Genomic DNA, 24,946 nt, shown 5'->3' with positions numbered 1-24,946 from the left:
TGACCTCCGCGACGAATGCCCCACGGGCTCCGGTGACAAGCCTAAAGCGTGAGCTCGGGAGAGTTACTCGCCCTTGGCCTTCGCGATGATCTCCTCGGCGACGTTCCGCGGAACCTCGGCGTAGGAGTCGAACTGCATCGAGTAGCTTGCGCGACCCGAGGTCTTGCTGCGGAGGTCTCCGACGTAGCCGAACATCTCCGAGAGGGGCACGAGGCCCTTCACGACGCGAGCGCCGCTGCGCTCCTCCATGGCCTGGATCTGGCCACGGCGGGAGTTGAGGTCGCCGATGACATCGCCCATGTAGTCCTCGGGCGTGGTGACCTCGACGGCCATCATCGGCTCCAGGAGCACGGGGGACGCCTTGCGGGCACCCTCCTTGAACGCCTGCGAACCGGCGATCTTGAAGGCCAGCTCCGAGGAGTCGACCTCGTGGTAGCCACCGTCGATCAGGGTGACGCGGACGCCCACCATCTCGTAGCCGGCCAGGACACCGAACTGCATGGCTTCCTGGGCACCCGCGTCCACCGAGGGGATGTACTCACGGGGGATGCGGCCACCGGTGACCTTGTTGACGAACTCGTACGACGCGTCGCCGCCCTCGAGGGGCTCGATGGCGATCTGCACCTTCGCGAACTGGCCGGTACCACCAGTCTGCTTCTTGTGCGTGTAGTCGATGCGCTCGACGGCCTTGCGGATCGTCTCGCGGTACGCGACCTGCGGCTTGCCGACGTTCGCCTCGACGCGGAACTCGCGCTTCATGCGGTCGACGAGCACCTCGAGGTGAAGCTCGCCCATACCACCGATGATGGTCTGGCCGGTCTCCTCGTCGGAGTGCACCTGGAAGGACGGGTCCTCCTCGGAGAGGCGCTGGATCGCGACACCCAGCTTCTCCTGGTCACCCTTGGACTTGGGCTCGATGGCGACCTGGATCACCGGCGCCGGGAAGTCCATGGACTCCAGGATGACCGGGTTCTTGTCGTCGCACAGCGTCTCACCGGTGGTGGTCTGCTTGAGGCCCATCACGGCGATGATGTCGCCGGCGCCCACCGAGTCGATCTCCTCACGCTTGTTCGCGTGCATACGGTAGATCTTGCCGATGCGCTCCTTCTTGCCCTTGACGGAGTTCAGCACCGCGGTGCCGGAGTCCAGGCGACCGGAGTAGATCCGGACGAAGGTGAGCTTGCCGAGGTGCGGGTCGCTCGCGATCTTGAACGCCAGAGCCGACAGCGGCTCGTCGTCCGAGGGCTTGCGCTTGACGACCGTCTCGGGGTCCTTGGGGTCGTGGCCCTCGATGGCCTCGACGTCCAGGGGGGAAGGCAGGTAGCGGACGACCGCGTCGAGCAGGGGCTGGACGCCCTTGTTCTTGAACGCCGTGCCACAGAACACCGGGGTGACCGTGACGGAGTCGGCGCCGCCCTTGGAGGCGAGCGTGATGCGGCGGATCGCGTCGTGCAGCTGCTCCTGGGTGGGCTCGGTGCCCTCCAGGTACAGCTCCATCATCGCGTCGTCGTTCTCCGCGACGGCCTCAAGCAGCTTGCCGCGCCACTCGTCGGCCTGCTCCTGCAGCTCGGCCGGGATGTCAACGATGTTGTACATCTCGCCCTTGGCGGCCTCTTCGGGGTACACGAAGGCCTTCATCGACACGAGGTCGACGACGCCCGTGAAGTCCGCCTCGGCCCCGATGGGCAGCTGCATGACGATCGGGGTCGCGCCGAGGCGGTCCACGATCATGTTGACGCAGCGCAGGAAGTCGGCACCGGTGCGGTCGAGCTTGTTGACGAAGCAGATACGCGGAACGCCGTAGCGGTCCGCCTGACGCCAGACGGTCTCGGACTGCGGCTCGACACCGGCCACACCGTCGAACACGGTGACGGCGCCGTCGAGGACGCGGAGCGAACGCTCCACCTCGACGGTGAAGTCGACGTGACCCGGGGTGTCGATGATGTTGATGGTGTGGTCAACATCATTGAGCGGCCAGTGACAGGTCGTCGCGGCGGACGTGATGGTGATGCCGCGCTCCTGCTCCTGCTCCATCCAGTCCATCGTGGCAGCGCCGTCGTGGACCTCACCGATCTTGTACGAAACACCGGTGTAGAACAGAATCCGCTCGGTTGTCGTCGTCTTGCCCGCGTCGATGTGGGCCATGATCCCAATGTTGCGGACCTTGGCCAGGTCAAGCGAAGTGGTGGCCATAAGGCTCAGTCTTCTCTCGGTCTCGATGGGGGTAGCGACTACCAGCGGTAGTGCGCGAAGGCCTTGTTGGACTCGGCCATCTTGTGGGTGTCCTCACGCTTCTTGACGGCAGCGCCAAGACCGTTCGAGGCGTCGAGCAGCTCGTTCATGAGCCGCTCGGTCATCGTCTTCTCGCGACGGGCGCGGGAGTAGCCCACGACCCAGCGCAGCGCGAGGGTGGCGGCGCGACCGGGCTTGACCTCGATCGGCACCTGGTAGGTGGCGCCACCGACACGGCGGGACTTGACCTCGAGCGAGGGCTTGACGTTCTCCAGCGCGCGCTTCAGCGTGATGACCGGGTCGGCGCCGGTCTTCTCGCGAAGACCCTCCATGGCGCCGTACACGATCCGCTCAGCGGTGGAGCGCTTGCCGTCGAGCAGGATCTTGTTGATCAGCGAGGTGACCAGAGGAGAGTTGTAGACCGGGTCGATGATGACCGGGCGCTTCGGGGCGGGGCCCTTACGAGGCATTCTTACTTCTCCTTCTTGGCGCCGTAGCGGCTGCGGGCCTGCTTGCGGTTCTTGACACCCTGGGTGTCGAGCGAGCCGCGGATGATCTTGTAACGAACACCCGGCAGGTCCTTCACACGGCCACCACGCACGAGCACGATGGAGTGCTCCTGCAGGTTGTGTCCCTCACCCGGAATGTAGGCCGTGACCTCGATGCCCGAGGTCAGACGCACACGTGCGACCTTCCGGAGCGCGGAGTTGGGCTTCTTCGGGGTGGTCGTGAACACACGCGTGCAGACGCCGCGGCGCTGGGGCGAACCCTCGAGTGCGGGCGTCTTGTTCTTCTCGACCTTGTCCTGCCGGCCCTTCCGGACCAGCTGCTGGATCGTAGGCACTACTTCTCCGGTTTCTGTGTGCCGTCGGTGAAACTAACCTGGAACGTCACCGACCCACGCGGTCGGGTGTGTCGAATCGCGCGGACCTCCGCCGCGGGGCGGAAAGGAGCGCTGATTGCGGTGGCCGGTCTCGGCTCCGGTGCGGTTGAGGACACGCACACGACTCCGGGCACACCCCAGGCACAAGGCTTGAGCGTACCTATCGCATGGACTCCGGTCAAAACAAATGCCCGCGCGCGGAGCCGCCCGGGCCGTTCCCGTCCGTGTTCACGCTACCCGGGCCGTTCCTGTCCAGGTTCGCGCTCCGGCCCCGGCGGCCGCGGGTCCGCCTCCTGCGGCCGGTCGGGTTGCGGGCCCCCGGCCGGAGGGCGACGCGGGGGGCGGTCCTTCGCGTCACCGGACGCGGGGTCTCGCCGAGTACCCCTCCCCCGAGGGGGTACGAGGCGGGGGATCGAGGGCACCTTGGACTTCCGACTCTTCGCCTCGAACGCGGGCGCGCCGCCACGGGACCGGGGAGGAGGCGAGCCCGGAGCCGTACCGGCCCCCGCATCACCCGCCGACGACCCGCCGGTCGCGGTTTCACGCCTGCGGGGCGGCCCCGAGAGGGCTCCCTCCTCCGAATCCCGAACCCGGACCGGGGCCACGGCGGACCCATTCCGCCCGGCCGCTCCGGCGCCCCCCACACCGGCATCGGCGCCCGCGCCGGGGTCCGCCTGGCCCCGCGGGAAAGGGATCACCGCGGCCTGGCCGGGCAGCCGCCCCACCAGCCGCAGAGGACGCGCTCCGTCGGGGCGCCGGGCTTCCACCAGAGCTGTGGTGTACGCCTCCACCGCGTCATGCCAGCCACTCGCGTAGGCAGCCGCCTCACGCCGGTCCAGCTCTTCGCGGAGGATGACCTCGACCTCGTCCGGGGCGTGCCCTTCGAGGAGCCGGCCGAGCAGGGCCAGCAGGCCCGGCAGGTCGTCCGAGGGGGGCTGCAGATACGGGGGCGACACGGCCGCCGCGGCATCGCCCTCACCGGGTGACGGCACGTCGGCCCCCCTCGTCACCGCGATACTCACACTCCTGCCCCACTGCCCCAGCCCCCCCGCCCCCACTCCCCCCGGGCCGGCGTCACGCGAGGCGGCCCGCCGGCGGCGGGCCTCGCCCGCCCGCAGCCGGGGAATGGGTCGCAACAGTTTACTCGGGCACCTCGGCCGACGAGGTAGGCGGCCGAGGGCCGGGGGACCGCGGCAGGACGGGGGGAGTGGCGGGGAAGCGGGCGGATCAGTCCCGGATCGCGGGAGCCTGCCGCACCGCGGACGAGGGCGGCAGGAACTGGCCCGCCACTCTGATGAACATCTCCCGCTGCTCCACGGGGACACCGAGGGCGGCCGCCGCCTCCTCCAGGGTGAGGCGCGGAGCCTCGGCCGCCACGAGCGCCCGTTCGGCGGTGCCCGGGAGCGGCAGGTCCTCCTCGGTGAGGCGACCCGACCGGATGAGCATGTCCCGCACGGGCACGCCCAGGGCATGGGCGAGGCGTCGCGTCGTCTCCAGGTCGGGCATCGACTGACGCTGGAGCAGGCGGGTGATGGCCGCGCGATGCACGCCGGCCTCGTCCGCGAGGCGGGACTTGCCCCCGCCCCGGGGGCTGTCGATGTCGAAGCCGCGCCGCCGGACGAGCTCTTCGATCCAGGCGGCGAACTGTTCCAGGTCACTGGCGGTCATGGCGGGGGTCGCCTCCCTCCGAAGCGGACCTCAGAATATCGCGCTTGCGCGCACAGAATTACGTGCTCCTGCGCCCGCACGGTGTCGATTCGAGGGAACCTCCTCCACAATTAAGTTGCGAGCGCACTCGCAACATGACAGCGTGCGCATTCGCAACGACTGTTCCGAGCCCGGGAGCCACTCCATGCCCCTGCCCGAAACCGCGGAGCCTCACGACTGGCGCGCCGCGGCCGCCTGCCTGGGGCTCCCGCCCCGGGTGATCTTCGCCCGCCGGGAATCGGAGGCCATGCCTGCCCTGAAGGCGTGCCGAGACTGCCCGGTGACGCACCACTGCGAGGAGACCGTGGCGCCGGCCGACACCTACTTCGACGGCGTCGCCGCAGGCCGCCTGTGGCGCAACGGCCGCCCGGCACGTTTGCGACTCACCTCCGTTGCGAGTTCGCACGAACCTTGCGGATGTTCCCGGACAACGGCCGACGACTGACACGTACTCCACGCGTAGGGGAGTTACGCCGTGCCCTCCGGTCCGTCGACAACGTCCAGCGTATGCCGACCGGCGTCGACCACCCGCGCTCCCCGCGCCACAAGCCCGCCGACCCCACCACCGCACCGACAGGAGTCTCAATGACGAAGTCAAGCCGCTTGCGTGACCGGTGGGGCGGAGGTGAAGACCCGTCCGTCACGCAGCAGGGCCCACAACACGCCGGCTCGTCGGCGGGCCAGGGCGATGACGGCCTGGACGTGTTTGCAGCCCTCGCCGCGCTTCTTGAGGTAGAAGTCCCGGTTCGGGCCTTCGCGGATGATGCTGGTCTGCGCGGACATGTAGAACACCCTGCGCAGGCGGCGGCTGTAGCGCTTGGGCCGGTGCAGGTTGCCGGTGCGGCGGCCGGAGTCGCGCGGGACGGGCACCAGTCCGGCCGCCGAGGCGAGGTGCCCGGCGTCGGCGTAGGCCGACAGGTCGCCGGCCGCGACGACGAACTCGGCCCCGAGTATCGGCCCCATGCCGGGCAGCGACTCGATGATCTCCGCCTGCGGATGGCTGCGGAACGTCTCGCGGATCTGCTTGTCGATCCGCTTCAGCCGGTCGTCCAGGGCCAGGATCTGTGCCGCCAGGTCGGCCACGATCTGCGCGGCGACATCCTCGCCGGGCAGCGCGGTCTGCTGGGCCCGGGCAGCTTCCAGCGCGGTCGCGGCGACCGCGTCGGCACCGCGCACGCTGCGGTTGGCCAGCCAGGCCGTCAGCCTCGCCCTGCCGCGGCGGCGGATCGCGGCAGGGGTCTGGTAACCCGTCAGCAGGACCAGCGCCCCCTTCTGCGAGCTGTAGTCGAAGGCCCGCTCCAGCGCGGGAAAGACGCCGGTCAGCACGTCGCGCAGACGGTTGATCATCCTTACCCGGTCGGCCACGAGGTCGGAACGGTGGGCGGTCGGCAAGGCGAGGTCGGCAGCGAGCTGGGCGGGCACGTCGATGACGGCGAAGTCGTTGCGGTGACGGGCGGTCTCGGCGATGACGTAGGCGTCGCGGGCGTCGGTCTTCGCCTCGCCCCGGTAGGCGCCCGACATGCGGTTGACCGTGCGTCCGGGCACATAGACGGCCTTCTGGCCGTGCGCCGCGAGCAGGGCCAGCAGCAGCGCGGAGGACGTCCCGGAGATATCCACCGCCCAACGGATCTGGTCCGCCAAGTCGAGGATCTCGCCCATGGCGGTCAGGATCGCCGACTCGTCGTTGTCGATCCTCTTCGACCAGAGCGTCGCGCCGGTCTCATCGACCACCGCCGCCCAGTGGTGGCCCTTCCCGGCATCGACACCGGCCCAGACCTGAGCCTTCCGCTTGCTCACTTGCCCCTCCTCGTTCCGCGCGGCATGCCGTCGGCCCGAGGAACACCCCGCTGTCATCTCCGTAATCAGCGACCGCACGAAGCGCGCACATCTCAATCAGCAGCCAGGGCGCCCCGAAGGACCGGGCGACCACTCCTGGCAAGCCACTGAAGGCAAGACCCCATAAGCCACACCCGGCCCTCCCGGGCCACCTAACAACTTACGGAGAACCCATGAACACGCCGGCACAGGACGCGTCGCTCTGGATCGAAGCGTTGCTGCGGCAGTTCCCCGAGCTGCTCACCGAGCTCGCCCCCGGACGAACCGGCCCGCCCGGGACGACGGCGCGACAGTCGCCCGCCCACTACTCCGGCTTGTCGCACCAGGAGCGCCGCGAGGCCCTGCTCATGGAGCAGCGGCACGGGCTCACCGCGCCCGGCCACTCGACGGCACCCCTGCGCCTGCACGTCTCCGACGCCATCCGCGACATCACCGACGGTGTCGTCGAGCTCGACGAGGCCGTGCACGCCGGGCTCGGGCTCGGCCGTCCTCCGCGCGCACGGGTGCCCGAGCGGCTGGCCCGAATCCTCGCCCTGCTGGACCGGACGGAGAGCGAACCGGCGCTCATCGCCCATGTGCGGAACGAGGCACGGCGGATGGCACGGCGCTGCGGCCGGACGCTCGGGGACTCCGAGACCATGGTGCGGGTCCGCGGCCGGTGCCCCTGGTGCGACTCGGTGTCCCTTCGAACGTTCCCCGCGCGCCGCGCCGTCCTGTGCGTGAACCCCGCCTGCCGTTGCACCGACGAGGAATGCGACTGCCGCGCCGATCCGGCCCTGCGCCATGTCTGGCAGGAGGGCGACTGGGAGGTGCTGGCGGAGGCCGGGGGCGCCGACCGCGACGAACTCGCGCGGTCCATGGACGTCGCCGACGAAGGAGTACGCCGATGACCACCGCCGTCTCCCCCTTGATCAACGCCGCGCTCGCCGCCGATGAGGCCGGTGTCGTACCCGCGACCATACGCAAGTGGGTCCAGCTGGGCCATCTCGCGCCGGCGGGCCGGCAGGGACGGTCACTGCTCTACCGGCTGGAGGACGTGTTCGCCGCCGAACGGAAGGTGCGGCTCGGCCGCCCCGGGCCCGACCCCAGGAGCGGGTGACGATCCGCACCACAGCACGTCGGTCCCCGGCAGGCTCCGTGGCCGGACCGGGCCGCTGGACGCGAAGAGGCGGTCGCCCCGTGGGGCGACCGCCTCTTCGCGTCCGTCCGCGCTCATGTTCCGCCCCCATGCGCCGGAACCGACGACACCACACCGAGCGATCGATCTCGCACGAACTAGTTGCGCACTCGCACGTTATCGATCACAATGAGTGCAGCGGCGGAGCTGTGCCCACATCCCTCCGGGGCGCAGCTCCGCCGTCGCGTTTCCCACGTCCCCTTCCCACAGGAGTGATGCCACGTCATGAGCTCAGCACCGAGCACCTTCCCGGACGTGGAGGCCATCGTCGTGGACCTCCTCTCCGACCGGCCGGAGCTGGCGGAGGCCATCGTCGACGACACTCCGCCGGCGGGCTTCGACGGCACGCAGAAGGCGGTGATCGTCTCCCGCCGCGGCGGGGCCTGGATCGACGACCTCCATCTCGACCAGCCCCTGATCGAGCTGGAGTGCTACGGGCCCGACAAGCCGACCGCGCACCTGCTCGCCAACGCGGCCCGAGCGGAGCTGCTGCACGCCGCCGGCACCGCGTACGGCACGACGTTCATCAGCGACGTCACCGAGGCGGACGGCCCCCGCTGGCTGCCCGACTACGTCTACACCGCGGCCAACCGCTACCTCTGCGTCCTGCGGTTGTCCCTCCGTACGGGCTGACCCACCCGCCCGTACCCACAGACAAGGCCCCGCCGATCGGCGGGGCCTTCGCCGTATCCGCGGCGGACACCCCGCACCACCCAACCCATCAAGGAGTACACATGGCAGGCAACAACGCCTCCGAGATCCGCGTCGCCGGCACCGGCCGCATCCTCGTCGCCGAGGTCGGCGCGGCGCTGCCGACGACCTTCACCGACAACCCCGCCACCGACTGGGGAGTCGGCTGGACGGACCTCGGCTACACCTCCACCGACGGCGTGACCTTCTCCAAGAAGGACAAGCTCGACCCGGTGGAGACCTGGCAGTCGATCAGCCCGGCCCGCTTCGTCTACGCGGACCGTGACCTGACGCTGAAGTTCTCGATGCTGCAGTTCAACGAGGACACGCTGCCGTTCTTCCTCGGCGGCAAGAAGACGGACTTCCGCAACGACGCCACCGCGAACCCGGGCGTCTACGAGTTCGACGTGCCGGACGGTCCGACCTTCGACGAGCGCGCCCTGGGCCTGGAGTTCACCGACGGCTCCGCGGTCACGTACCGCTTCGTCATCCCGCGCGGCCAGGTGACGGCCACCGACGACCTCAAGCTCGCCCGCAAGGCCGCGGCGATGCTCGGTGTCACCTTCACCGCCCTGTCGCCGGGCGAGGGCCAGGCCCTGGCCACCTTCGTCATGAAGGACGGCGCCTACGCCGCCGTGTAACACCCCGCGGGGTGGGCCGGCCGACGACCTCGGCCGGCCCACCCCGCGTTCCCTCCACCCTTCCTCTGCATACGGAGAACACGTCCATGGCTTCCTTCGACGTCAACGCCGCCCGCGCCCAGCGCATGGAGGCGCTCGGCCGCACCTGGTCCTTCGAGCTCGACGGCGACACCTTCCAGCTGCCCACCGAACTCTCCCGCTCCGTCGCCAGGTCCCTGCGCGGCCTCGACGACAACGACGTGGACGGCCTGCTGAAGCTGCTCATGGGCGAGGAGCAGTTCGGACGCTTCGAGACCCACGACATCACCATGCAGGACATCGCCGCGATCCTTGAGGCGTACGGCAAGGAGACGGGGCTGGGCCTGGGGGAAGGCTGAGCCTCGACGCGTTCGCCGAAGAACACGCCGAGGCTCTGGAAGCCGACCTGCTGCGGCACTACGGCGTGGACCTGCTCGACTGGCACCGCGGCCGGCTCTCCTCACGCCGGCTCGCGGTGCTGGTCAAGCACATGCCACAGGACAGCGCCGTGGCCCGCGAGCTGGACGGTGAGGACTCCCAGTGGACGGTCACGGACCATCTGCTGGCCGCCGCCGTGGACCATCTCGCCGCCGCCAACTGGATGTTCGCCTCCGTCAACACCGACGAGGACGCCGACCCGCCGGAAGCTCCGGTCCCGGTGCCCAGGCCGGGCGACGAGCGCCCGACGGACACGGACGGCACGACCGCGGAGGCACCGGAAACGGTGGTGCCCGAGGGGCCGAGCCGTGCGGAACTCATGCGCTTCTTCGTCTGAACCGCGGGGGTGGGCGAACGGGCCGCTCAGCCGAAGGCCGCCAGCGTCAGCGAGACCGTGACCATGACGGCGGCCAGGCCGGCGAACACCCAGGCGAGGCGCGACGAGGCCGAATTCAGGTAGTGCGCACTCTCCACCACGGTCGGCTTACCGGGATCGAATACGACAGCGAATTCCTCACCGATTTCGGGGGCAGGGTCCGGGGCGGTCACCATGGCCCTGAACCATTGCCCCTCGTCCGTCTGATACCGGCACCGAACCTTGACCACGCTCACGCCCCCCCGGTAAATGCGCTCCAGGCAGGCGGCGTACACCTCCCTACCGGACTTCTTCAGTCGGCGGTCACGGAGAGCGTGCGGAACGAAAAGCAGTGCGGCAACCGCTACGGGCACGGAAAAAATACCGATCGGGATGGAGTACTCCGCAATATCCACTGAATCCCCATTCGTCTGCATATAGGAGGCGCGTTCATGGCCGAGGACTTCATCACACCGGCCGAACTCGAGAAACGGCTCACGCAGGAGCGCAAGGCGCTGGCCGCAGAAGATTATCCCACCGCCGACGAGGTGAAAGCACAGATATCCGCCGCGCTCAAGAAGCAGGAGGAGGACAAGCAGGCGGAGGAGGACAGTGCCTGGGTAAACGAATGGAAGACCTGGGTCCCGACGGAATTCAATACCTTCAAGAGTGAACTCACCCTCTTCAAGGCCGAGTGGGTTCCCATCCTCATGACGCTTCCCTCGGTATTCAGTCTGGAAGAGCTCCTCATGGAGAAGTTCGACCTGGAGTACCGGAACGGCGTTCTGCGCCGGAAGAGGGAGGAGGCCAACGCCGCGGAACCGGCGAATGGGACGACCGCCCCCACCACCGGCACCGGCACCACTCCCGGCACCGGAACCACTCCCGGCACCACCGCCACCGGCACCACCGCCGCCGCCGGTGGCGGAAACCCGACAGCGGGCGGGCGCACGAACAGCACGCCCGCCGCCGGCACGAGCACCGGGACCCGGACGGGAGCTCGGGCGGGAACCCCCGCCCGACAGAGTGGCGGGCCGGCGGGCATGTCCCCGGCACAGCGGTCCCAACTCCAGAGCGATCTGCGACGCGTCAACGCCAACAGCCGTGCCGCCGCGGCCGGGCTGCGCGGTGCCCGGACCGAACTGCGCGGCGCCCGCACCGATGCGTCGAACCTCGCCGACTCGGTGTGAATCGCAGTCGTGACTCATGACACGCACTCCCATGGGAGACACGAATGAAACTCACCCAGGCCCTCGGCAGGGGATCCACCGCTCTCGGCCGGTTCCGGGCCCAGGCCACGCAGGCCGGGCGAAGCGCGAAGTCCCTCGCCACCGCCGCCACGGCCGGCGACCGCGGGCTCACGAAGATCAAGTCCTCGGCCTCCGGGTCCGCCCGCGAGTTGCAGAAGATGCGGCGCGCCGCGGACAAGGCCGCGCAGTCCATGGCCAAGGCCGGCAAGACCGGTCAGAAGAGCGGCCCCCAGGTCGGGAAGTTCAAGTCCGGCGCCGACAAGGCGTCCAAGGGCATGAAGGGCCTGAACAAGTCGATGAAGGGCAACATCATCGGCACCCTGCTCTCGCTCTTCGCCCCGCTGATCGAGAAGGTGGTCGAGATGGCCACCCGCTCCAAGACCATGCAGAAGATCCTGAAGGTCGCCTTCAAAGCGATCAAGAAGGTCATCAGTTCGGTCATGAAGGCCGTCGGCCCGATCATGAAGAAGGCCGGGACGCTGATCAATAAGGTCTGGGGCGGCATCAAGAAGGCGATCACGGTCGTCATCAAGGCCGTCGCCAAGGTCATCAAGACCTACTTCAACGCCTGGAAAAAGATCATCACGACGGTCATGAAGGCCGTCAAAAAGGTCGTCTCCAGCGTCTGGAACGGCATCAAGAAGGTCATCACCCCGGTCGTCAACTGGATCAAGAACGTCGTCCCCAGGGCCTTCACCGCCGTCAAGGACAAGCTCTCCCGCATCTGGGGAGGCCTCAAGGGCATCGCCGGCCGGGCCTTCGGCAAGATCAAGGATGCCGTCAAGGGCCCGATCAACGCCGTCATCGGCCTCATCAACTCCGCGATCCGCAAGCTCAACGGCATCAAGGTCAGAATCCCCGGCTGGGTGCCCATGGTCGGCGGCAAGACCTTCGGCATCAGCCTGCCCACCATTCCCCGGCTCGCCCAGGGTGGTGTCGTCCAGCCCCGCCGGGGCGGTGTCCACACCATCGTCGCCGAGGCCGGTGAGGCCGAGGCCGTCCTGCCGCTGTCCAAGCTGGACCGGCTGATGCGCCACACCGCCCGCCGCGCCCGCGCCGAGGCGCTCAACGCCGGCACCGGCGCCTCCGCCGGGTTCCAGATCGAGAACTACTACGAGGCCTCCTCCAGCGACCTCCGCGAGACCGCCCACGCCCTGGTCTTCCTCTCCAAGGCCCGCGGATGAGCGCCGCGGCGTTCGCCCCCCGCCTGGACCCGCTCGCGGGCGTCGCGGGGGCACTGCGGACGTTCCGTACCCGGCTCGCCGCGACGGGCCGGGCGCTCAAGGGCGCCGCGGGCTCCGCCCGCCGGGCGGGTTCCGCCGTGGACAGGATCAGGAGTGGCGCCGGCTCCGCCGGTACCGCGCTGCGCCAGGTCAAGACCCGCGCGGAGGCCGCCGGGAGGTCGCTCACCAGAACCGGCCGGACGGCGGGCACCACGGCCACCCGGCTCAAGGGCACGGGCGGCAGAGCCCGGGGGGCCACCCGGCCGCTGAACTCCCTGGCTTCCGGCTCCGGTCTGTTCAGCTCCATGGCGGGCCTGCTCGGCAAGGCCTCCGGCACCGTCTCCACCCTCATGGGCCTGCTCGGCGGCGGGCTCACCGTCGCGGCCGGCGCGATGACCGCCGTGAACGTGGCGATGCGTGCCAACCCGCTCGGATTCGTCCTGGGCCTGATCGTGCCGGTCGTCGCCGCGATCATCACCTTCGTGATGAACTCCGAGACCGGTCAGAAAGTCATGAAGCAGGTCTTCGACCAGGTGCTCAAGGTCTTCCGGGCGATCGGGAAGTTCCTCACCCCGGTGATCAAGGCGTACGCGAAGGTGATCTCGACCTACTTCACCGCGGTGAAGACGATCGTCACGGGCGTACTGAAGGTGGTCGGCGCAGTCCTGTCCAAGGGGTTCGCCGGCGCGCGCTCCGCCATCTCCGCGGCGACCCGCGCCGTCACCGGCCTCGTCCGAGCCGCCTGGGGCGGCTTCAAGCAGGTTCTCCAGCCCGTCCTCGACTGGATCACCAAGAAGATCCCCGACATGTTCACCCGGGTCAAGGACGCCATGTCCCGCACCCTGCGCGGCATCGGCGACTTCGTCACCACCGGCATGCAGAACCTGCTGAGCGTGATCAAAGGCCCGCTGAACGGCCTCATCGCCTTCGCCAACTGGGTCATCGACGGCCTCAACAGCATCAGCGTCAACATCTTCGGCAAGAAGTTCGGCGTCGACCTGCCGAAGATCCCCCAGCTCGCCGAGGGCGGCATCGTCGAGCCGCCGTCCGGCGGCGGGCCGGGCTCCGTCCGTCCGCTGGCCTCCCTGGACCGGCTCCGGCCCGGTGAGGCCGGGCACCGCACGCAGGCCGCGTCCCGTCCAGCGGGGCGGGTCAGGCTGCACGCCTACCACGCGGCCGAGGGGCGCGGCCCACTCGCCGTCGCCGCCGACCTGCTGTTCCTCCACCGGACAGCGGCCGCCTGAACGCGCCCCCGACAGAAGTGAGGTGACGGCCCGTCATGGCCGAGACCGCAGACAGGTACCAGACCGACACCGCGCCCGGCTCACTGATCACCCGCGACGGGCAGATCCAGTGGGCCGGCCTGCTGATGGGGCCCGGTACCCCGTATCAGATCGACCGCACCGGCATCACCGGCTGGGACGACCTCCCGGTCCTGGACACCGGTGACATCCCCCGCCCCGACCAGCACGGCTCATGGCCCGGCGCCCGCTGGGCCCAGCCCCGTCTGGTCGGCGCGACCGTCTGGCTGCTGCCGGACTCGGCAGACCGGGCCCACGACGTGACCGCCGCCTTCCGCGCCGCGACCGGCGCCGACGGCGGCGAGGAATGGCTGGCCGTGCGGCTGCACGGCGAGACACTCGCCGTACGGGCCCGGCTCAGCCGGAAGGTGGTTCCGCAGGACCGTTCCTACGTCCGCGAAGGCACCACGAAGACCAGCCTCCAGTGGACCGCCACCGATCCCCGGCGCTTCGGCGCCCGGCTCATGAGGGGCGAGGCCGCACTGCCCGTCATGGAGCCGGGCCTGTTCTGGCAGGTCCCCGCGGGCAACGGTCTGGAGTTCCCGCTCGACTGGGGCGGTGCCGGCGTCGCCGGCACCCTCACCGCGGTCAACTCGGGCTCGGCCGCGAGCCACCCGGTGGTCGAGTTCCGGGGGCCGCTGCGCCGGCCGACCCTGACCCGGCTCTCCGACGGCCGCCAGCTCCAGTACGACATCGTGCTCGGCCCCCAGGACGTCCTGACCGTGGACACCGAGGCGGGAACCGTCCGGCTGAACGGGACCACCTCCCGGCTCTACACCGCCACCTCCGCCTCCGCCCCCGAGCAGCTCTTCACGCTGGCCCCCGGCGAGACGGCCCTGGCCTTCCGCTCCAACGACACCGCCCCGGACCCCGCCGCCTCGGTGACCGTGCTGTGGCGCGACTCCCACTGGTGAGCACCGCCCCGCCCCACCCGCTCCCCCTCTTCACCCGCTCCCTTTCCTCCAGGAGGACGACATGCCCGTGCGCAGCGCATGGCTGATCAACCGCACCGAGACCGAGTCCGGCCAGTCCCGCACAGACACCCGGCTCTCGCCGCTGGGCACCCTGGCCCCGAACGGCGCACTCACCAGCGCCTCCGGCATCATCCCGGGCTCCGCCGACGGCAAGTACCTGATGTCCGCCCTGTACGTCTTCGGCGACACGGCCGGGATGACGGCGAACGTGGCCCCGGGCCGGGCCGTCATCCAGGGCAGCCCCGCCGCAGGCGCGTACCCGGTCGTCCTGAACGGCTACACCACGATCACCTTCGACGACGGCGACGCGAGCAACCCGCGTGTCGACCTGGTCGTCCTCCGCGTCTACGACGCCCAGTTCGACACCGTCAACGGGCGCACCGAGGCGGTCCTGGAGATCGTCAAGGGCCAGCCGTCCGCCACGCCCGAGCCCCCCCTCCTGCCGGACGTGTCCCTCCCGCTCGCCCAGGTCACCGTCCCGGCGGGCGCCTCCGTCGGAACCGGCGGCCTCGACTGGGGCAGCGCCGTCTACGACCTGCGCCGCGCCACCGTCGCCGTCGGGGGCATCCTCGCCGAGGGCTGGAACCGGGACGTGCCCGGCGGCTACCCGGGCCAGTACCGCGACACCTCCGCCCATCTGCAGCGCTGGGACGCCAACCACTGGGTGTCCTACCCGCGCCAGGTCGGCGGCATCGCCCCGCAGGGCGCGCTGGCGGCCGGCGAGTACACCGGGCAGTACCGGGACGAGGGAGGCCGGCTCCAGCGCTGGGACGGCACCGTGTGGCGCCCGGCCACCGCCGTGCCCTCGACCGCGTTCGCCCACGACAACGACGGCGGCTACTGCGCGTCGACCAGCTGGGTCGAGGCGGTCACCGACACCACCGGCCCCACCGTCACGGCGACCTTCACGGTCCCGGTGTCCGGGGCGGTCTACATGACGGTCGGCTGCATGGGCTCCGTCGCGGTCGAGGGCCAGTGGGGCCGGATGTCGGCCAACATCCGCAAGAACGGCGCCCTGGTCGTCGGCGCGGACGAGGTCCGAGCGGCGCAGATCGCGCACAAGGGCATCGCGCAGTCCGTCTCCCACACCTTCCGCGTCAGCGGCTTGGAGGTGGGCGCCACCCACACCGCCGTCGCCGCCTACTGCTCCTCGGCGACCAGCAGCCGCGTCTGGTACGACAACCGCTTCATCCGCGTCGACCCGGCCCTGTGAGGCGGACCGTGGCCGACTCCCCGACGACACCCGACTACCGGGCGCTCTTCTGTGACCTGCGCACCGACCGCGTGGTGGACGTGCTGCCGCTCACCGAGGCGAAGTTCGACGACTTCATCGGCAAGCCGGGTTCGCTCACCGCGACGATCCCCCTCCCGGACGGCTCCCTGGCAGCCCGGGCCCGGGAGGCCCTCCAGCCGGGCCGCACCGCGGTCTGGCTGGAGCGGAACGGCGACATCTGGTGGGGCGGCGTGCTGTGGACCTGTACGCCGGTCTCCGACGAGCTGGGACGCCTGAAGGTGCAGTTCCAGGCCGGCACCTTCGACTCGTACCTCGACCACCGCATCCTCTCCACCGACCTCCTCGGCACCGCCACCGACCAGTTCGACATCGCCCGGCTGATCGTCGCGCACGCCGAGGAGCAGCCCGGCGGGCGGATCGACATCAGTCTCGGCCACGAGATGTCGGGGGTCGGGCGGGACTACTCCTACGCCTACTCCGCCCTCGCCCGAATCCGTGAACTGCTCGACAAACTGGCCCAGCTCGCCGACGGTTTCGAGTGGCGGATCCACTGCTACCGCGACGCCCAGGGGCGCCGCGTCAAGCGGCTCCAGCTGGGCCACCCGACGATCCAGACGGGCACCACCGACATCGTGCTCGGCCACCCGGGCCAGATCCTCACCTACAGCCTGCCCACGGACTCCACCGTGCAGGCGAACGTGTGGGTGGCCCGCGGCGAATCGGCCAACACCGACCAGTCCCAGGAGTCCCAGCCGCTCACCGTCGAGGCGGAGGTGTCCGAGGACCTGCTCGGCGGCTGGCCCCGGCTGGAACGGACCTCCGACCACAGCGGGGTGAAGGACCAGGAGACGCTGCGCTCGCTGGCCGCCGCCGAACTGTCACGCCAGAACCGCCCCGAGACCATCCCCGAGCTCACCGTCGTACTCGACGGGCGGATCACCCCGGCGCTCCTCGGTGCCCGCGTCCGGCTGCGGATCCACGACCTCTGGCATCCGGAGGGCCTCGACCGGCAGTACCGCGTCGTCGGCCTGGCGGTGAACCCGCCGCAGCGCACCAAGGCCGAAACAGCCACGCTCTACCTGGAAGGGGTCTGACGGTGGCGATCATCCCCACCGACCTGCTCGACCGCATCCGTGCCCTGGAACGCCAGGTCCGCGAGCTGATGGGCAGCGCGAACACCAGTCCGGCACTCAACCAGATCAGCAGCGGCGAGGTCGTCATCGGCGACGGCGGCCGGCTGCGGGTCCGCACGGCCGGCGGCGAGGACCTCCTCTACCTGGGCCGAGTCGAACCCGGCCGTGACGAGAACACCCCGCAGCAGGGCCTCGTCGTCCGGCGGGACGACGGCTCCCTCGCGCTGACCGTCTGGACCGGCAGCCCCGATACGCTTCCGGTCCAGCCCGTCCAGATCCTCGACCGGCGCGGGAACGTGGTCGTCGCCGACGACGCCGCCCAGCGCGGCCTCGCCCGCCCCTACATTCCCTACCCGCTGCCGGAACCCGTGGACACGACCCGCTGGATGTCCACCGGATCGACCACGTGGACCACGCTGTACCGCGGGCCCGGCATCGTCCAGCACCCTCGCCTGCACTGCCGGGTCGCCGCCGAGGGGACCGCCGGCGCCGAGGTGCGTGTCCTGGTGGACGGCATCCCGGTGGGTCCGCCGGGCACGCCCGGCACGGGCCTGGTCTTCACCGAGAGCCTCGCCGCCGACTACGGCGCGACGGTCACCTTCGAGGTCCAGGCGAAGGTCCCGGCGGCGGGCGACACCGTCCACTGCCGCCCGCTGGCGCTGTACGGCGTGCAGTCCTGACGCCTCCCGTCGCCCGGCCGACCGCACACCGCGGCCGGCCGGGCGCACCCGCACGCCCGCCGCGCCCACCCCGTCGTGAGCGTCCCGCCCGTGGCGTACGCCCGTCCCAGCGTCCCCCGCGACCGTAAGGAGCCCCCATGCTGCCTCTGTCCCTCTCCACCGTCCAGGTCACCGCCCGGTACCTCACCCCGGACGGCGGCCCCATGAGCGGGTCCGTCGAGTTCCGGCCGCCCTCACTGCTCACCCACGCCGAGGCCGACGTCTTCGTCGGCGGTCCGACCCGGGTCACCCTCGACGCCGACGGCCGGTTCACCGTCGTCCTGCCGGCGACCGACCTCCCGGGCTGGAACCCCGTCGAGTGGACGTACCAGGTCACCGAGAAGCTCGGCGGCATGGACCGGGTCCGCGTCTACCAGATCGCCCTGCCCGCCGAGAACCCCGTGGTCGACCTGGCCGACATCCGACCGGCGGACCCGAACACCCCGCATTACGTCGCCGTACCGGGCCCGCCCGGCCCCGCCGGGGAGCTCGGCCCGCAGGGACCCGCCGGCCCGGTGCGGTCCGTCAACGGCCGGACGGCGGCGGACATCGTGCTGACCGCCGCCGACGTCGCCGCCCTCGCCGCCACCACCGCCGGCACCGCCGGCGGGGTGGCGACCCTGGGCGCCGACGGGAAGGTGCCGGTGGAACAGCTGCCTGCCGCGGGCGGTGCGGTCGCCTCCGTGAACGGCCGGACCGGCGACGTCGTACTGACCGCCGCCGACCTCGGCGCACTCACCCAGGCCTCCGGCGACCTGCGCTATCTGGCGATCGACGGCGCCCCCGTCACCTCCGTCAACGGGCAGGCGGGCGCGGTGCAGCTGAACGCGGCCGACGTGTCGGCGGTGGCGGCCGGGGACGCGGTCCTGCTCACCGGGGCGCAGACCATCGAGAGCGCCAAGGTGTTCACCACCCCGCCGTCCTCGACGACCGCGCCCACCGACGCCGACCACCTCACCCGCAAGAGCTACGTCGACTCCGTCGCGGCCACCGGGACCTGGACCCCCGGCGCCCTGGGCTTCTCCGGCTGGGCGTTCGACCCGGCGGCGGCCTCGGCAGACCAGGTGCAGTACTGCACCAACGGCACGGTCTACCTGATCGGCGTGCCGCTGCACGCCGCGACCACCGTGCGGAACGTGGTGTTCTACGTCCCCGGCTACGTCGGCGGCACCCTGAGCGCCTCGTCGTACGCCGGTCTCTACACCAGCGCCGGAGCCCGGGTCGGCCTCACCGCCAGCCTCACCACACTGATCCCCGCCACCGAGGGCACGACCGTGGTGTGCCCGCTGACCGCCGCCTACAACGCGCAGCCGGGGCACTACTGGGTCGCGCTGGTGGTCAACGGCCCGAGCCCCAACTACAACGGTCCGGCCTTCCTCCGTGCCACCAGCACGGGCGAGTTCCCGGGAGGAAGCGCCCGGATGCCCGGCGCCTTCGTCCGGCACGGCCGACTGTCCACCACGGGCCAGACCTCGCTCCCGGCGTCGTTCAACCCCTCCACGGTCGTGGCCGACGCCAACGCCATCTGGGCCGCGCTGGCCGCCTGACCCGTATCTCCTCCTCCGAGCGCCCCGCGACGGCCGGGCCGTCGCGGGGCGCTTCGACCGCCGAAGGGAAGTTCCATGGCCACTCCCCTCTCCGCAGACCGGCTCCTCGCCGCGCTCCGCACCGAAGACGTCACCGTCGTCGAGCACGACGGCTGGCGCAACCACAACCGCGACCAGGTCGGCACCTGGGGCCCGGTGAACGGCGTGATGATCCACCACACCGTCTCCAGCGGCACCGCGAACAGCGTGTCCCTCTGCTACGACGGCTACGCGGGTCTGCCCGGCCCGCTGTGCCACGGCGTCATCGCCAAGGACGGCAGCGTGCACCTGGTCGGCTCCGGCCGCGCCAACCACGCCGGCGGCGGCGACCCGTCCGTGCTCCAGGCCGTGATCAGCGAGACGTACGGGGCGCGGCCGCCGGCGCCGCGCGAGCACCAGGGCAGCGCGGGTGCCGTCGACGGCAACTCCCGCTTCTACGGCTTCGAGTGCGTCAACCTCGGCAACGGCAGCGACCCCTGGCCGGCTGCCCAGCTCGACGCCATCGAACGGGTGTCGGCGGCGCTCTGCCGCGCCCACGGCTGGGGCGCCAAGTCGGTCATCGGCCACTCCGAGTGGTCCGACTGGAAGAACGACCCGCGCGGCTTCGGCATGCCGGGCATGCGCGACCGGGTCCAGGGCCGCCTCGGCAAGGCCCCGGCGCCCCGCCCAACCGCCCCGGCGAAGCCCCGCTACCAGCCCTTCCCGGGCACCGCCTTCTTCAAGACCACCCCGAGTTCCCCCGTCATCACCGCCATGGGCCGCCGACTGGTCGCCGAGGGCTGCGCCCGTTACCAGGTCGGCCCCAGTCCCCGCTGGTCCGAGGCCGACCGCCGGTCCTACGCCGCCTGGCAGCGCAAGCTCGGCTTCTCGGGCTCCGACGCCGACGGCTGGCCGGGCGCCACCTCCTGGAACACGCTCAAGGTCCCGTACACCACGTAACACCGCCCGCCACGCAAGGAGAACCGCCCATGTCCGAAGCCGCCAAGCGCACGGCCCGCACCGTGCTGCAGACCGCCGTCGGCATCGCCGTCGTCCTGCCGGCGATCGTCGACGCGGCCGGCCTGCCCGAGACTCTGCCCTGGGTCGCCGGGGCGCTCGCCGTCGCCGGCGCGCTCAGCCGGGTCATGGCCGTGCCCGCCGTACAGCTCCTGCTGCCCTCCTGGCTGCGCACCACCCAGGAGGCGGCGGATGACCGAGGCTGACCCGAACAATCCGGTCGCCGTCGCCCTGGAGCTGGAGCGGCTGCGCGGCACCCTGGAGGCCGGCTTCGCCCGCGCCGACGGCCAGCTCGCGCTCCTCGTGCAGCGCAGCGACCAGACCGACAAGCAACTGGCGGACCACGAGGCCCGCCTCGACACGCTGGAACGATCTCGCTGGCCGCTGGCGAGCATCGGCGCACTCACCGCGACCGCCGCCCTCTTCGTCGCCGTGTGGGAGACCGTGCGCTGACCGTCACCGGGCCCCGCGCACAGAAGGGCGCCCACCCCGTACGCGACGGGATGGGCGCCCTTCTTCACTCACTGCTACTGGTTGTACGGACCGTAGTCGTAGTCCTCCAGCGGAACGGCCTGGCCGGAGCCCGAGCCGAACGGCGAGTAGTCGATGTCGTCGTAGCCGACGGCCGAGTACATCGCGGCCTTGGCCTCCTCGGTCGGCTCGACCCGGATGTTGCGGTAGCGGGACAGGCCCGTACCGGCCGGGATGAGCTTACCGATGATGACGTTCTCCTTGAGGCCGATGAGGCTGTCGGACTTGGCGTTGATCGCCGCGTCCGTCAGGACTCGGGTCGTCTCCTGGAAGGAGGCGGCCGACAGCCAGGATTCCGTCGCCAGCGAGGCCTTGGTGATACCCATCAGCTGCGGACGGCCGGAGGCGGGGTGACCGCCCTCGGTGACCACACGACGGTTCTCGGTCTCGAACTTCGAGCGCTCGACGAGCTCGCCCGGCAGCAGCTCCGCGTCGCCGGACTCGATGATCGTCACGCGGCGGAGCATCTGCCGGATGATGATCTCGATGTGCTTGTCGTGGATCGACACGCCCTGCGAGTTGTAGACCTTCTGGACCTCGCCGACCAGGTGGACCTGGACCGCGCGCTGGCCGAGGATGCGCAGCACGTCGTGCGGGTTGGTGGCACCCACGGTGAGCTTCTGGCCCACCTCGACGTGGTCGCCCTCGCCGACCAGGAGACGGGCGCGCTTGGAGATCGGGAAGGCGATCTCGTCGCTGCCGTCGTCCGGGGTGACGACGAGCTTCTTGGTCTTCTCGGTCTCCTCGATGCGGACGCGGCCCGCGGACTCGGAGATCGGGGCGACACCCTTGGGCGTACGCGCCTCGAAGAGCTCGACGACACGCGGCAGACCCTGGGTGATGTCGTCACCGGCCACACCACCGGTGTGGAAGGTACGCATCGTCAGCTGGGTACCGGGCTCACCGATGGACTGGGCGGCGATGATGCCGACCGCCTCACCGATGTCGACCAGCTTGCCGGTGGCGAGCGAGCGACCGTAGCAGAAGGCACAGGTGCCGACCGCGGACTCGCAGGTCAGGACCGAACGGGTCTTGACCTCCTCGACGCCGGCGCCCACCAGGGCGTCGATCAGCACGTCACCGAGGTCCACGTTGGCCGGCGCGATGACCTTGCCGTCGACGACGACGTCCTCGGCGAGCATGCGGGCGTAGACCGAGGTCTCGACGTCCTCCGTCTTGCGCAGCACACCGTCGTGGCCCCTGACGGCGATCTTCAGCTTGAGGCCGCGGTCGGTGCCGCAGTCCTCCTCGCGAATGATCACGTCCTGCGAGACGTCCACCAGACGACGGGTCAGGTAACCCGAGTCGGCGGTACGCAGGGCGGTGTCCGCCAGACCCTTACGGGCACCGTGCGTGGAGATGAAGTACTCCAGAACGGTGAGGCCCTCGCGGAAGGACGCCTTGATGGGACGCGGGATCGTCTCGTTCTTGGCGTTGGACACCAGACCACGCATACCGGCGATCTGCCGCATCTGCATCATGTTTCCTCGGGCACCCGAGTCAACCATCATGAAGATGGGGTTCGTCTTGGGGAAGTTCTCGTTCATCGCCTCGGCGACCTCGTTGGTCGCCTTGGTCCAGATGTTGATGAGCTCCTGCGTGCGCTCGTCCTTGGTGATCAGACCGCGCTCGTACTGCTTCTGGACCTTCTCGTCCTGCTCCTCGTAGCCCTTGACGATGGCCTTCTTGGCCTCGGGCACGACGACGTCGGAGATGGCCACGGTGACGCCCGAACGGGTCGCCCAGTGGAAGCCGGCCGCCTTCAGGTTGTCGAGCGTCGCCGCCACGATGACCTTGGGGTAGCGCTCGGCGAGGTCGTTGACGATCTCGGAGAGCTGCTTCTTGCCGACCGAGTAGTCGACGAACGGGTAGTCCTCGGGCAGCAGCTCGTTGAAGAGCGCGCGGCCCAGGCTCGTCCGCAGCCGGAAGGTGTCACCCGGCTGGTACTCGGGCTCGCCCTCCTCGGCGACCGGCGGCACCCAGCCGCGCGGCGGGATGGTGCCCACCGGGAAGCGGATGTCGACGGAGGACTGGAGCGCCAGCTCACCGGCGTCGAACGCCATGATCGCCTCGGCCGTGGAGCCGAACGCACGGCCCTCGCCCTTGGTGTCACGCAGCTCGCCGTCGGTGGTCAGGAAGAACAGACCCAGCACCATGTCCTGGGTCGGCATCGTGACCGGACGGCCGTCGGCCGGCTTGAGGATGTTGTTCGAGGACAGCATCAGGATGCGGGCCTCGGCCTGCGCCTCCGCGGACAGCGGCAGGTGCACGGCCATCTGGTCACCGTCGAAGTCCGCGTTGAACGCGGTGCAGACGAGCGGGTGGATCTGGATGGCCTTGCCCTCGACCAGCTGCGGCTCGAAGGCCTGGATGCCGAGGCGGTGCAGCGTGGGCGCACGGTTCAGCAGCACCGGGTGCTCGGCGATGACCTCTTCGAGGACGTCGTACACCACGGTGCGGCCGCGCTCGACCATGCGCTTGGCCGACTTGATGTTCTGCGCGTGGTTCAGGTCCACCAGGCGCTTCATCACGAACGGCTTGAACAGCTCCAGCGCCATCGCCTTCGGCAGACCGCACTGGTGCAGCTTGAGCTGCGGACCGACGACGATCACGGAACGCGCGGAGTAGTCCACGCGCTTGCCGAGCAGGTTCTGACGGAAGCGACCCTGCTTGCCCTTCAGCATGTCGCTGAGGGACTTCAGCGGGCGGTTGCCGGGGCCCGTGACGGGACGGCCGCGACGGCCGTTGTCGAAGAGCGCGTCCACGGCCTCCTGGAGCATGCGCTTCTCGTTGTTCACGATGATCTCGGGCGCGCCGAGGTCGAGAAGCCGCTTCAGGCGGTTGTTGCGGTTGATCACGCGGCGGTACAGGTCGTTCAGGTCGGAGGTCGCGAAGCGGCCACCGTCCAGCTGCACCATCGGACGCAGGTCCGGCGGGATGACCGGCACGCAGTCGAGCACCATGCCCTTGGGCTTGTTGCTGGTCTGCAGGAACGCGGAGACGACCTTGAGGCGCTTGAGCGCACGGGTCTTCTTCTGGCCCTTGCCGGTGCGGATGATCTCGCGGAGACGCTCGGCCTCCTCCTCGAGGTCGAAGGACTCCAGGCGCTTCTGCAGCGCGGCGGCGCCCATGCAGCCGTCGAAGTACGTGCCGAAGCGGTCACGCAGCTCGCGGTAGAGCAGCTCGTCGCCCTCCAGGTCCTGGACCTTGAGGTTCTTGAAGCGGCTCCACACCTCGTCGAGGCGGTCGATCTCGCGCTGCGCGCGGTCGCGCAGCTGCTTCATCTCGCGCTCGGCACCCTCGCGCACCTTGCGGCGCACGTCGGCCTTGGCGCCCTCGGCCTCCAGCTCGGCCAGGTCGGTCTCGAGCTTCTTGGCGCGGTTCTCCAGGTCGGAGTCGCGGCGGTTCTCGATCTGCTGGCGCTCGACGGAGACGTGCGCCTCCAGGGAGGGGAGGTCGCGGGTGCGGCGCTCCTCGTCCACGAACGTGATCATGTACGCGGCGAAGTAGATGACCTTTTCCAGGTCCTTCGGCGCGAGGTCCAGCAGGTAGCCCAGGCGCGACGGGACGCCCTTGAAGTACCAGATGTGGGTGACCGGAGCGGCGAGCTCGATGTGGCCCATGCGCTCGCGGCGCACCTTGGCGCGGGTGACCTCGACGCCGCAGCGCTCACAGATGATGCCCTTGAAGCGGACACGCTTGTACTTGCCGCAGTAGCACTCCCAGTCCCGGGTCGGACCGAAGATCTTCTCGCAGAAGAGTCCGTCCTTTTCGGGCTTGAGGGTGCGGTAGTTGATGGTCTCCGGCTTCTTGACCTCGCCGTGGGACCAGGTCCGGATGTCGTCCGCGGTGGCAAGGCCGATCCGCAGCTCGTCGAAGAAGTTGACGTCGAGCACTTGTCGTCAATCCCTCTTTCGGGGGTTCGAGCCCCCTCGCGTCACGCGAGTGAATCGGGGCACTTCAGCAATGGTCTGAACGGGTCCGGGGAGAGCCGGCCGGATCACGGAGATCCGGCCGGCCAA

26 protein-coding genes are annotated in these 24,946 nt (G+C 70.2%); 19 read left to right on the top strand and 7 right to left on the bottom strand.

Annotation, left to right across the window (positions count from 1 at the left end; translation table 11 throughout):
- Positions 1 to 63 precede the first annotated feature (63 nt).
- The 3 genes from fusA to rpsL are packed head-to-tail and all read right to left on the bottom strand — an operon-like array spanning position 64 to position 3,076.
- Complete coding sequence (fusA, locus tag DNK56_RS22035) at positions 64 to 2,193, bottom strand: elongation factor G (protein ID WP_111337344.1); 2,130 nt, start codon at positions 2,191 to 2,193, stop codon at positions 64 to 66.
- A 38-nt stretch (positions 2,194 to 2,231) separates the two neighbouring features.
- Positions 2,232 to 2,702: a 30S ribosomal protein S7 gene (gene rpsG, locus DNK56_RS22030; RefSeq protein WP_073964452.1), complete on the bottom strand. Its 471-nt coding sequence runs from the start codon at positions 2,700 to 2,702 to the stop codon at positions 2,232 to 2,234.
- Positions 2,703 to 2,704: 2 nt separating this feature from the next.
- Positions 2,705 to 3,076, bottom strand: coding sequence for a 30S ribosomal protein S12 (gene rpsL, locus DNK56_RS22025; protein WP_003948652.1), 372 nt, complete (start codon positions 3,074 to 3,076; stop codon positions 2,705 to 2,707).
- An 836-nt stretch (positions 3,077 to 3,912) separates the two neighbouring features.
- On the opposite strand from rpsL, the gene DNK56_RS22020 reads away from it, so the two are divergent.
- Entirely contained in the window at positions 3,913 to 4,101 is a 189-nt protein-coding gene (locus tag DNK56_RS22020) for a hypothetical protein (RefSeq protein WP_111337342.1), read from the top strand.
- Positions 4,102 to 4,342: 241 nt separating this feature from the next.
- Here DNK56_RS22020 and DNK56_RS22015 read toward each other — a convergent pair whose 3' ends face one another.
- Positions 4,343 to 4,783, bottom strand: a complete 441-nt coding sequence (locus tag DNK56_RS22015; RefSeq protein WP_111337340.1) for a helix-turn-helix domain-containing protein — start codon at positions 4,781 to 4,783, stop codon at positions 4,343 to 4,345.
- 184 nt (positions 4,784 to 4,967) lie between these two features.
- Between DNK56_RS22015 and DNK56_RS22010 the strand changes: the two genes are divergently transcribed.
- A complete protein-coding gene (locus DNK56_RS22010; RefSeq protein WP_111337338.1) occupies positions 4,968 to 5,267 on the top strand; it encodes a WhiB family transcriptional regulator in 300 nt (99 codons plus the stop codon).
- 149 nt (positions 5,268 to 5,416) lie between these two features.
- On the opposite strand, the gene DNK56_RS22005 is transcribed toward DNK56_RS22010, so the two are convergent.
- The gene (locus DNK56_RS22005) at positions 5,417 to 6,619 is read right to left on the bottom strand and encodes an IS110 family transposase (protein ID WP_111337336.1); all 1,203 of its coding nucleotides are present in this window, start codon (positions 6,617 to 6,619) and stop codon (positions 5,417 to 5,419) included.
- 212 nt (positions 6,620 to 6,831) lie between these two features.
- On the opposite strand from DNK56_RS22005, the gene DNK56_RS22000 reads away from it, so the two are divergent.
- The 6 genes from DNK56_RS22000 to DNK56_RS21975 all read left to right on the top strand — a co-directional run bounded on the left by DNK56_RS22000 (position 6,832) and on the right by DNK56_RS21975 (position 9,959).
- On the top strand, positions 6,832 to 7,548 hold the full coding sequence (locus DNK56_RS22000) for a hypothetical protein (protein ID WP_111337335.1): 717 nt from the start codon (positions 6,832 to 6,834) through the stop codon (positions 7,546 to 7,548).
- Positions 7,545 to 7,757, top strand: a complete 213-nt coding sequence (locus DNK56_RS21995; RefSeq protein WP_111337333.1) for a hypothetical protein — start codon at positions 7,545 to 7,547, stop codon at positions 7,755 to 7,757. The genes DNK56_RS22000 and DNK56_RS21995 overlap by 4 nt, the downstream gene beginning before the upstream one ends.
- A gap of 303 nt (positions 7,758 to 8,060) precedes the next feature.
- Complete coding sequence (locus DNK56_RS21990) at positions 8,061 to 8,468, top strand: hypothetical protein (RefSeq protein WP_111337331.1); 408 nt, start codon at positions 8,061 to 8,063, stop codon at positions 8,466 to 8,468.
- 101 nt (positions 8,469 to 8,569) lie between these two features.
- Entirely contained in the window at positions 8,570 to 9,166 is a 597-nt protein-coding gene (locus DNK56_RS21985; protein ID WP_111337329.1) for a phage tail tube protein, read from the top strand.
- An 86-nt stretch (positions 9,167 to 9,252) separates the two neighbouring features.
- Positions 9,253 to 9,543 (top strand): hypothetical protein, encoded by a 291-nt coding sequence (locus DNK56_RS21980; RefSeq protein WP_111337327.1) that lies wholly within the window; start codon positions 9,253 to 9,255, stop codon positions 9,541 to 9,543.
- 65 nt (positions 9,544 to 9,608) lie between these two features.
- Entirely contained in the window at positions 9,609 to 9,959 is a 351-nt protein-coding gene (locus tag DNK56_RS21975) for a hypothetical protein (RefSeq protein WP_111337325.1), read from the top strand.
- 26 nt (positions 9,960 to 9,985) lie between these two features.
- On the opposite strand, the gene DNK56_RS35070 is transcribed toward DNK56_RS21975, so the two are convergent.
- A complete protein-coding gene (locus tag DNK56_RS35070) occupies positions 9,986 to 10,393 on the bottom strand; it encodes a hypothetical protein (RefSeq protein ID WP_158558486.1) in 408 nt (135 codons plus the stop codon).
- 36 nt (positions 10,394 to 10,429) lie between these two features.
- On the opposite strand from DNK56_RS35070, the gene DNK56_RS35065 reads away from it, so the two are divergent.
- From DNK56_RS35065 to DNK56_RS21920, 11 genes are all read left to right on the top strand, one after another.
- Positions 10,430 to 11,167, top strand: a complete 738-nt coding sequence (locus tag DNK56_RS35065) for a hypothetical protein (protein ID WP_158558487.1) — start codon at positions 10,430 to 10,432, stop codon at positions 11,165 to 11,167.
- Between the two features lie 44 nt (positions 11,168 to 11,211).
- The gene (locus DNK56_RS21965; RefSeq protein WP_111337323.1) at positions 11,212 to 12,411 is read left to right on the top strand and encodes a phage tail protein; all 1,200 of its coding nucleotides are present in this window, start codon (positions 11,212 to 11,214) and stop codon (positions 12,409 to 12,411) included.
- Positions 12,408 to 13,694: a tape-measure protein gene (locus DNK56_RS35060; RefSeq protein WP_158558488.1), complete on the top strand. Its 1,287-nt coding sequence runs from the start codon at positions 12,408 to 12,410 to the stop codon at positions 13,692 to 13,694. Before DNK56_RS21965 ends, DNK56_RS35060 begins: the two co-directional genes overlap by 4 nt.
- A 35-nt stretch (positions 13,695 to 13,729) precedes the next feature.
- Positions 13,730 to 14,665, top strand: coding sequence for a phage distal tail protein (locus DNK56_RS21955; protein ID WP_111337321.1), 936 nt, complete (start codon positions 13,730 to 13,732; stop codon positions 14,663 to 14,665).
- Between the two features lie 61 nt (positions 14,666 to 14,726).
- Positions 14,727 to 15,938 (top strand): hypothetical protein, encoded by a 1,212-nt coding sequence (locus DNK56_RS21950; RefSeq protein ID WP_111337320.1) that lies wholly within the window; start codon positions 14,727 to 14,729, stop codon positions 15,936 to 15,938.
- Positions 15,939 to 15,946: 8 nt separating this feature from the next.
- Positions 15,947 to 17,053: a hypothetical protein gene (locus DNK56_RS21945; RefSeq protein WP_111337318.1), complete on the top strand. Its 1,107-nt coding sequence runs from the start codon at positions 15,947 to 15,949 to the stop codon at positions 17,051 to 17,053.
- A gap of 2 nt (positions 17,054 to 17,055) precedes the next feature.
- Positions 17,056 to 17,772: a hypothetical protein gene (locus DNK56_RS21940; RefSeq protein ID WP_111337317.1), complete on the top strand. Its 717-nt coding sequence runs from the start codon at positions 17,056 to 17,058 to the stop codon at positions 17,770 to 17,772.
- Between the two features lie 137 nt (positions 17,773 to 17,909).
- Positions 17,910 to 19,358: a phage tail protein gene (locus DNK56_RS21935; RefSeq protein WP_111337315.1), complete on the top strand. Its 1,449-nt coding sequence runs from the start codon at positions 17,910 to 17,912 to the stop codon at positions 19,356 to 19,358.
- Positions 19,359 to 19,433: 75 nt separating this feature from the next.
- A complete protein-coding gene (locus tag DNK56_RS21930) occupies positions 19,434 to 20,336 on the top strand; it encodes a peptidoglycan-binding protein (protein WP_111337314.1) in 903 nt (300 codons plus the stop codon).
- A 29-nt stretch (positions 20,337 to 20,365) separates the two neighbouring features.
- A complete protein-coding gene (locus DNK56_RS21925; protein WP_111337312.1) occupies positions 20,366 to 20,599 on the top strand; it encodes a hypothetical protein in 234 nt (77 codons plus the stop codon).
- Positions 20,586 to 20,846 carry a hypothetical protein gene (locus DNK56_RS21920; protein WP_111337311.1) on the top strand — a complete coding sequence of 87 codons (261 nt, stop codon included), beginning with the start codon at positions 20,586 to 20,588 and terminating at the stop codon, positions 20,844 to 20,846. The genes DNK56_RS21925 and DNK56_RS21920 overlap by 14 nt, the downstream gene beginning before the upstream one ends.
- A 74-nt stretch (positions 20,847 to 20,920) precedes the next feature.
- Here DNK56_RS21920 and DNK56_RS21915 read toward each other — a convergent pair whose 3' ends face one another.
- The gene (locus tag DNK56_RS21915; RefSeq protein ID WP_111337309.1) at positions 20,921 to 24,820 is read right to left on the bottom strand and encodes a DNA-directed RNA polymerase subunit beta'; all 3,900 of its coding nucleotides are present in this window, start codon (positions 24,818 to 24,820) and stop codon (positions 20,921 to 20,923) included.
- Positions 24,821 to 24,946 lie beyond the last annotated feature (126 nt).

Source organism: Streptomyces sp. AC1-42W (assembly GCF_003248355.1).
Lineage (GTDB): Bacteria > Actinomycetota > Actinomycetes > Streptomycetales > Streptomycetaceae > Streptomyces.
This window is presented reverse-complemented; position numbering and strand designations above follow the sequence as displayed.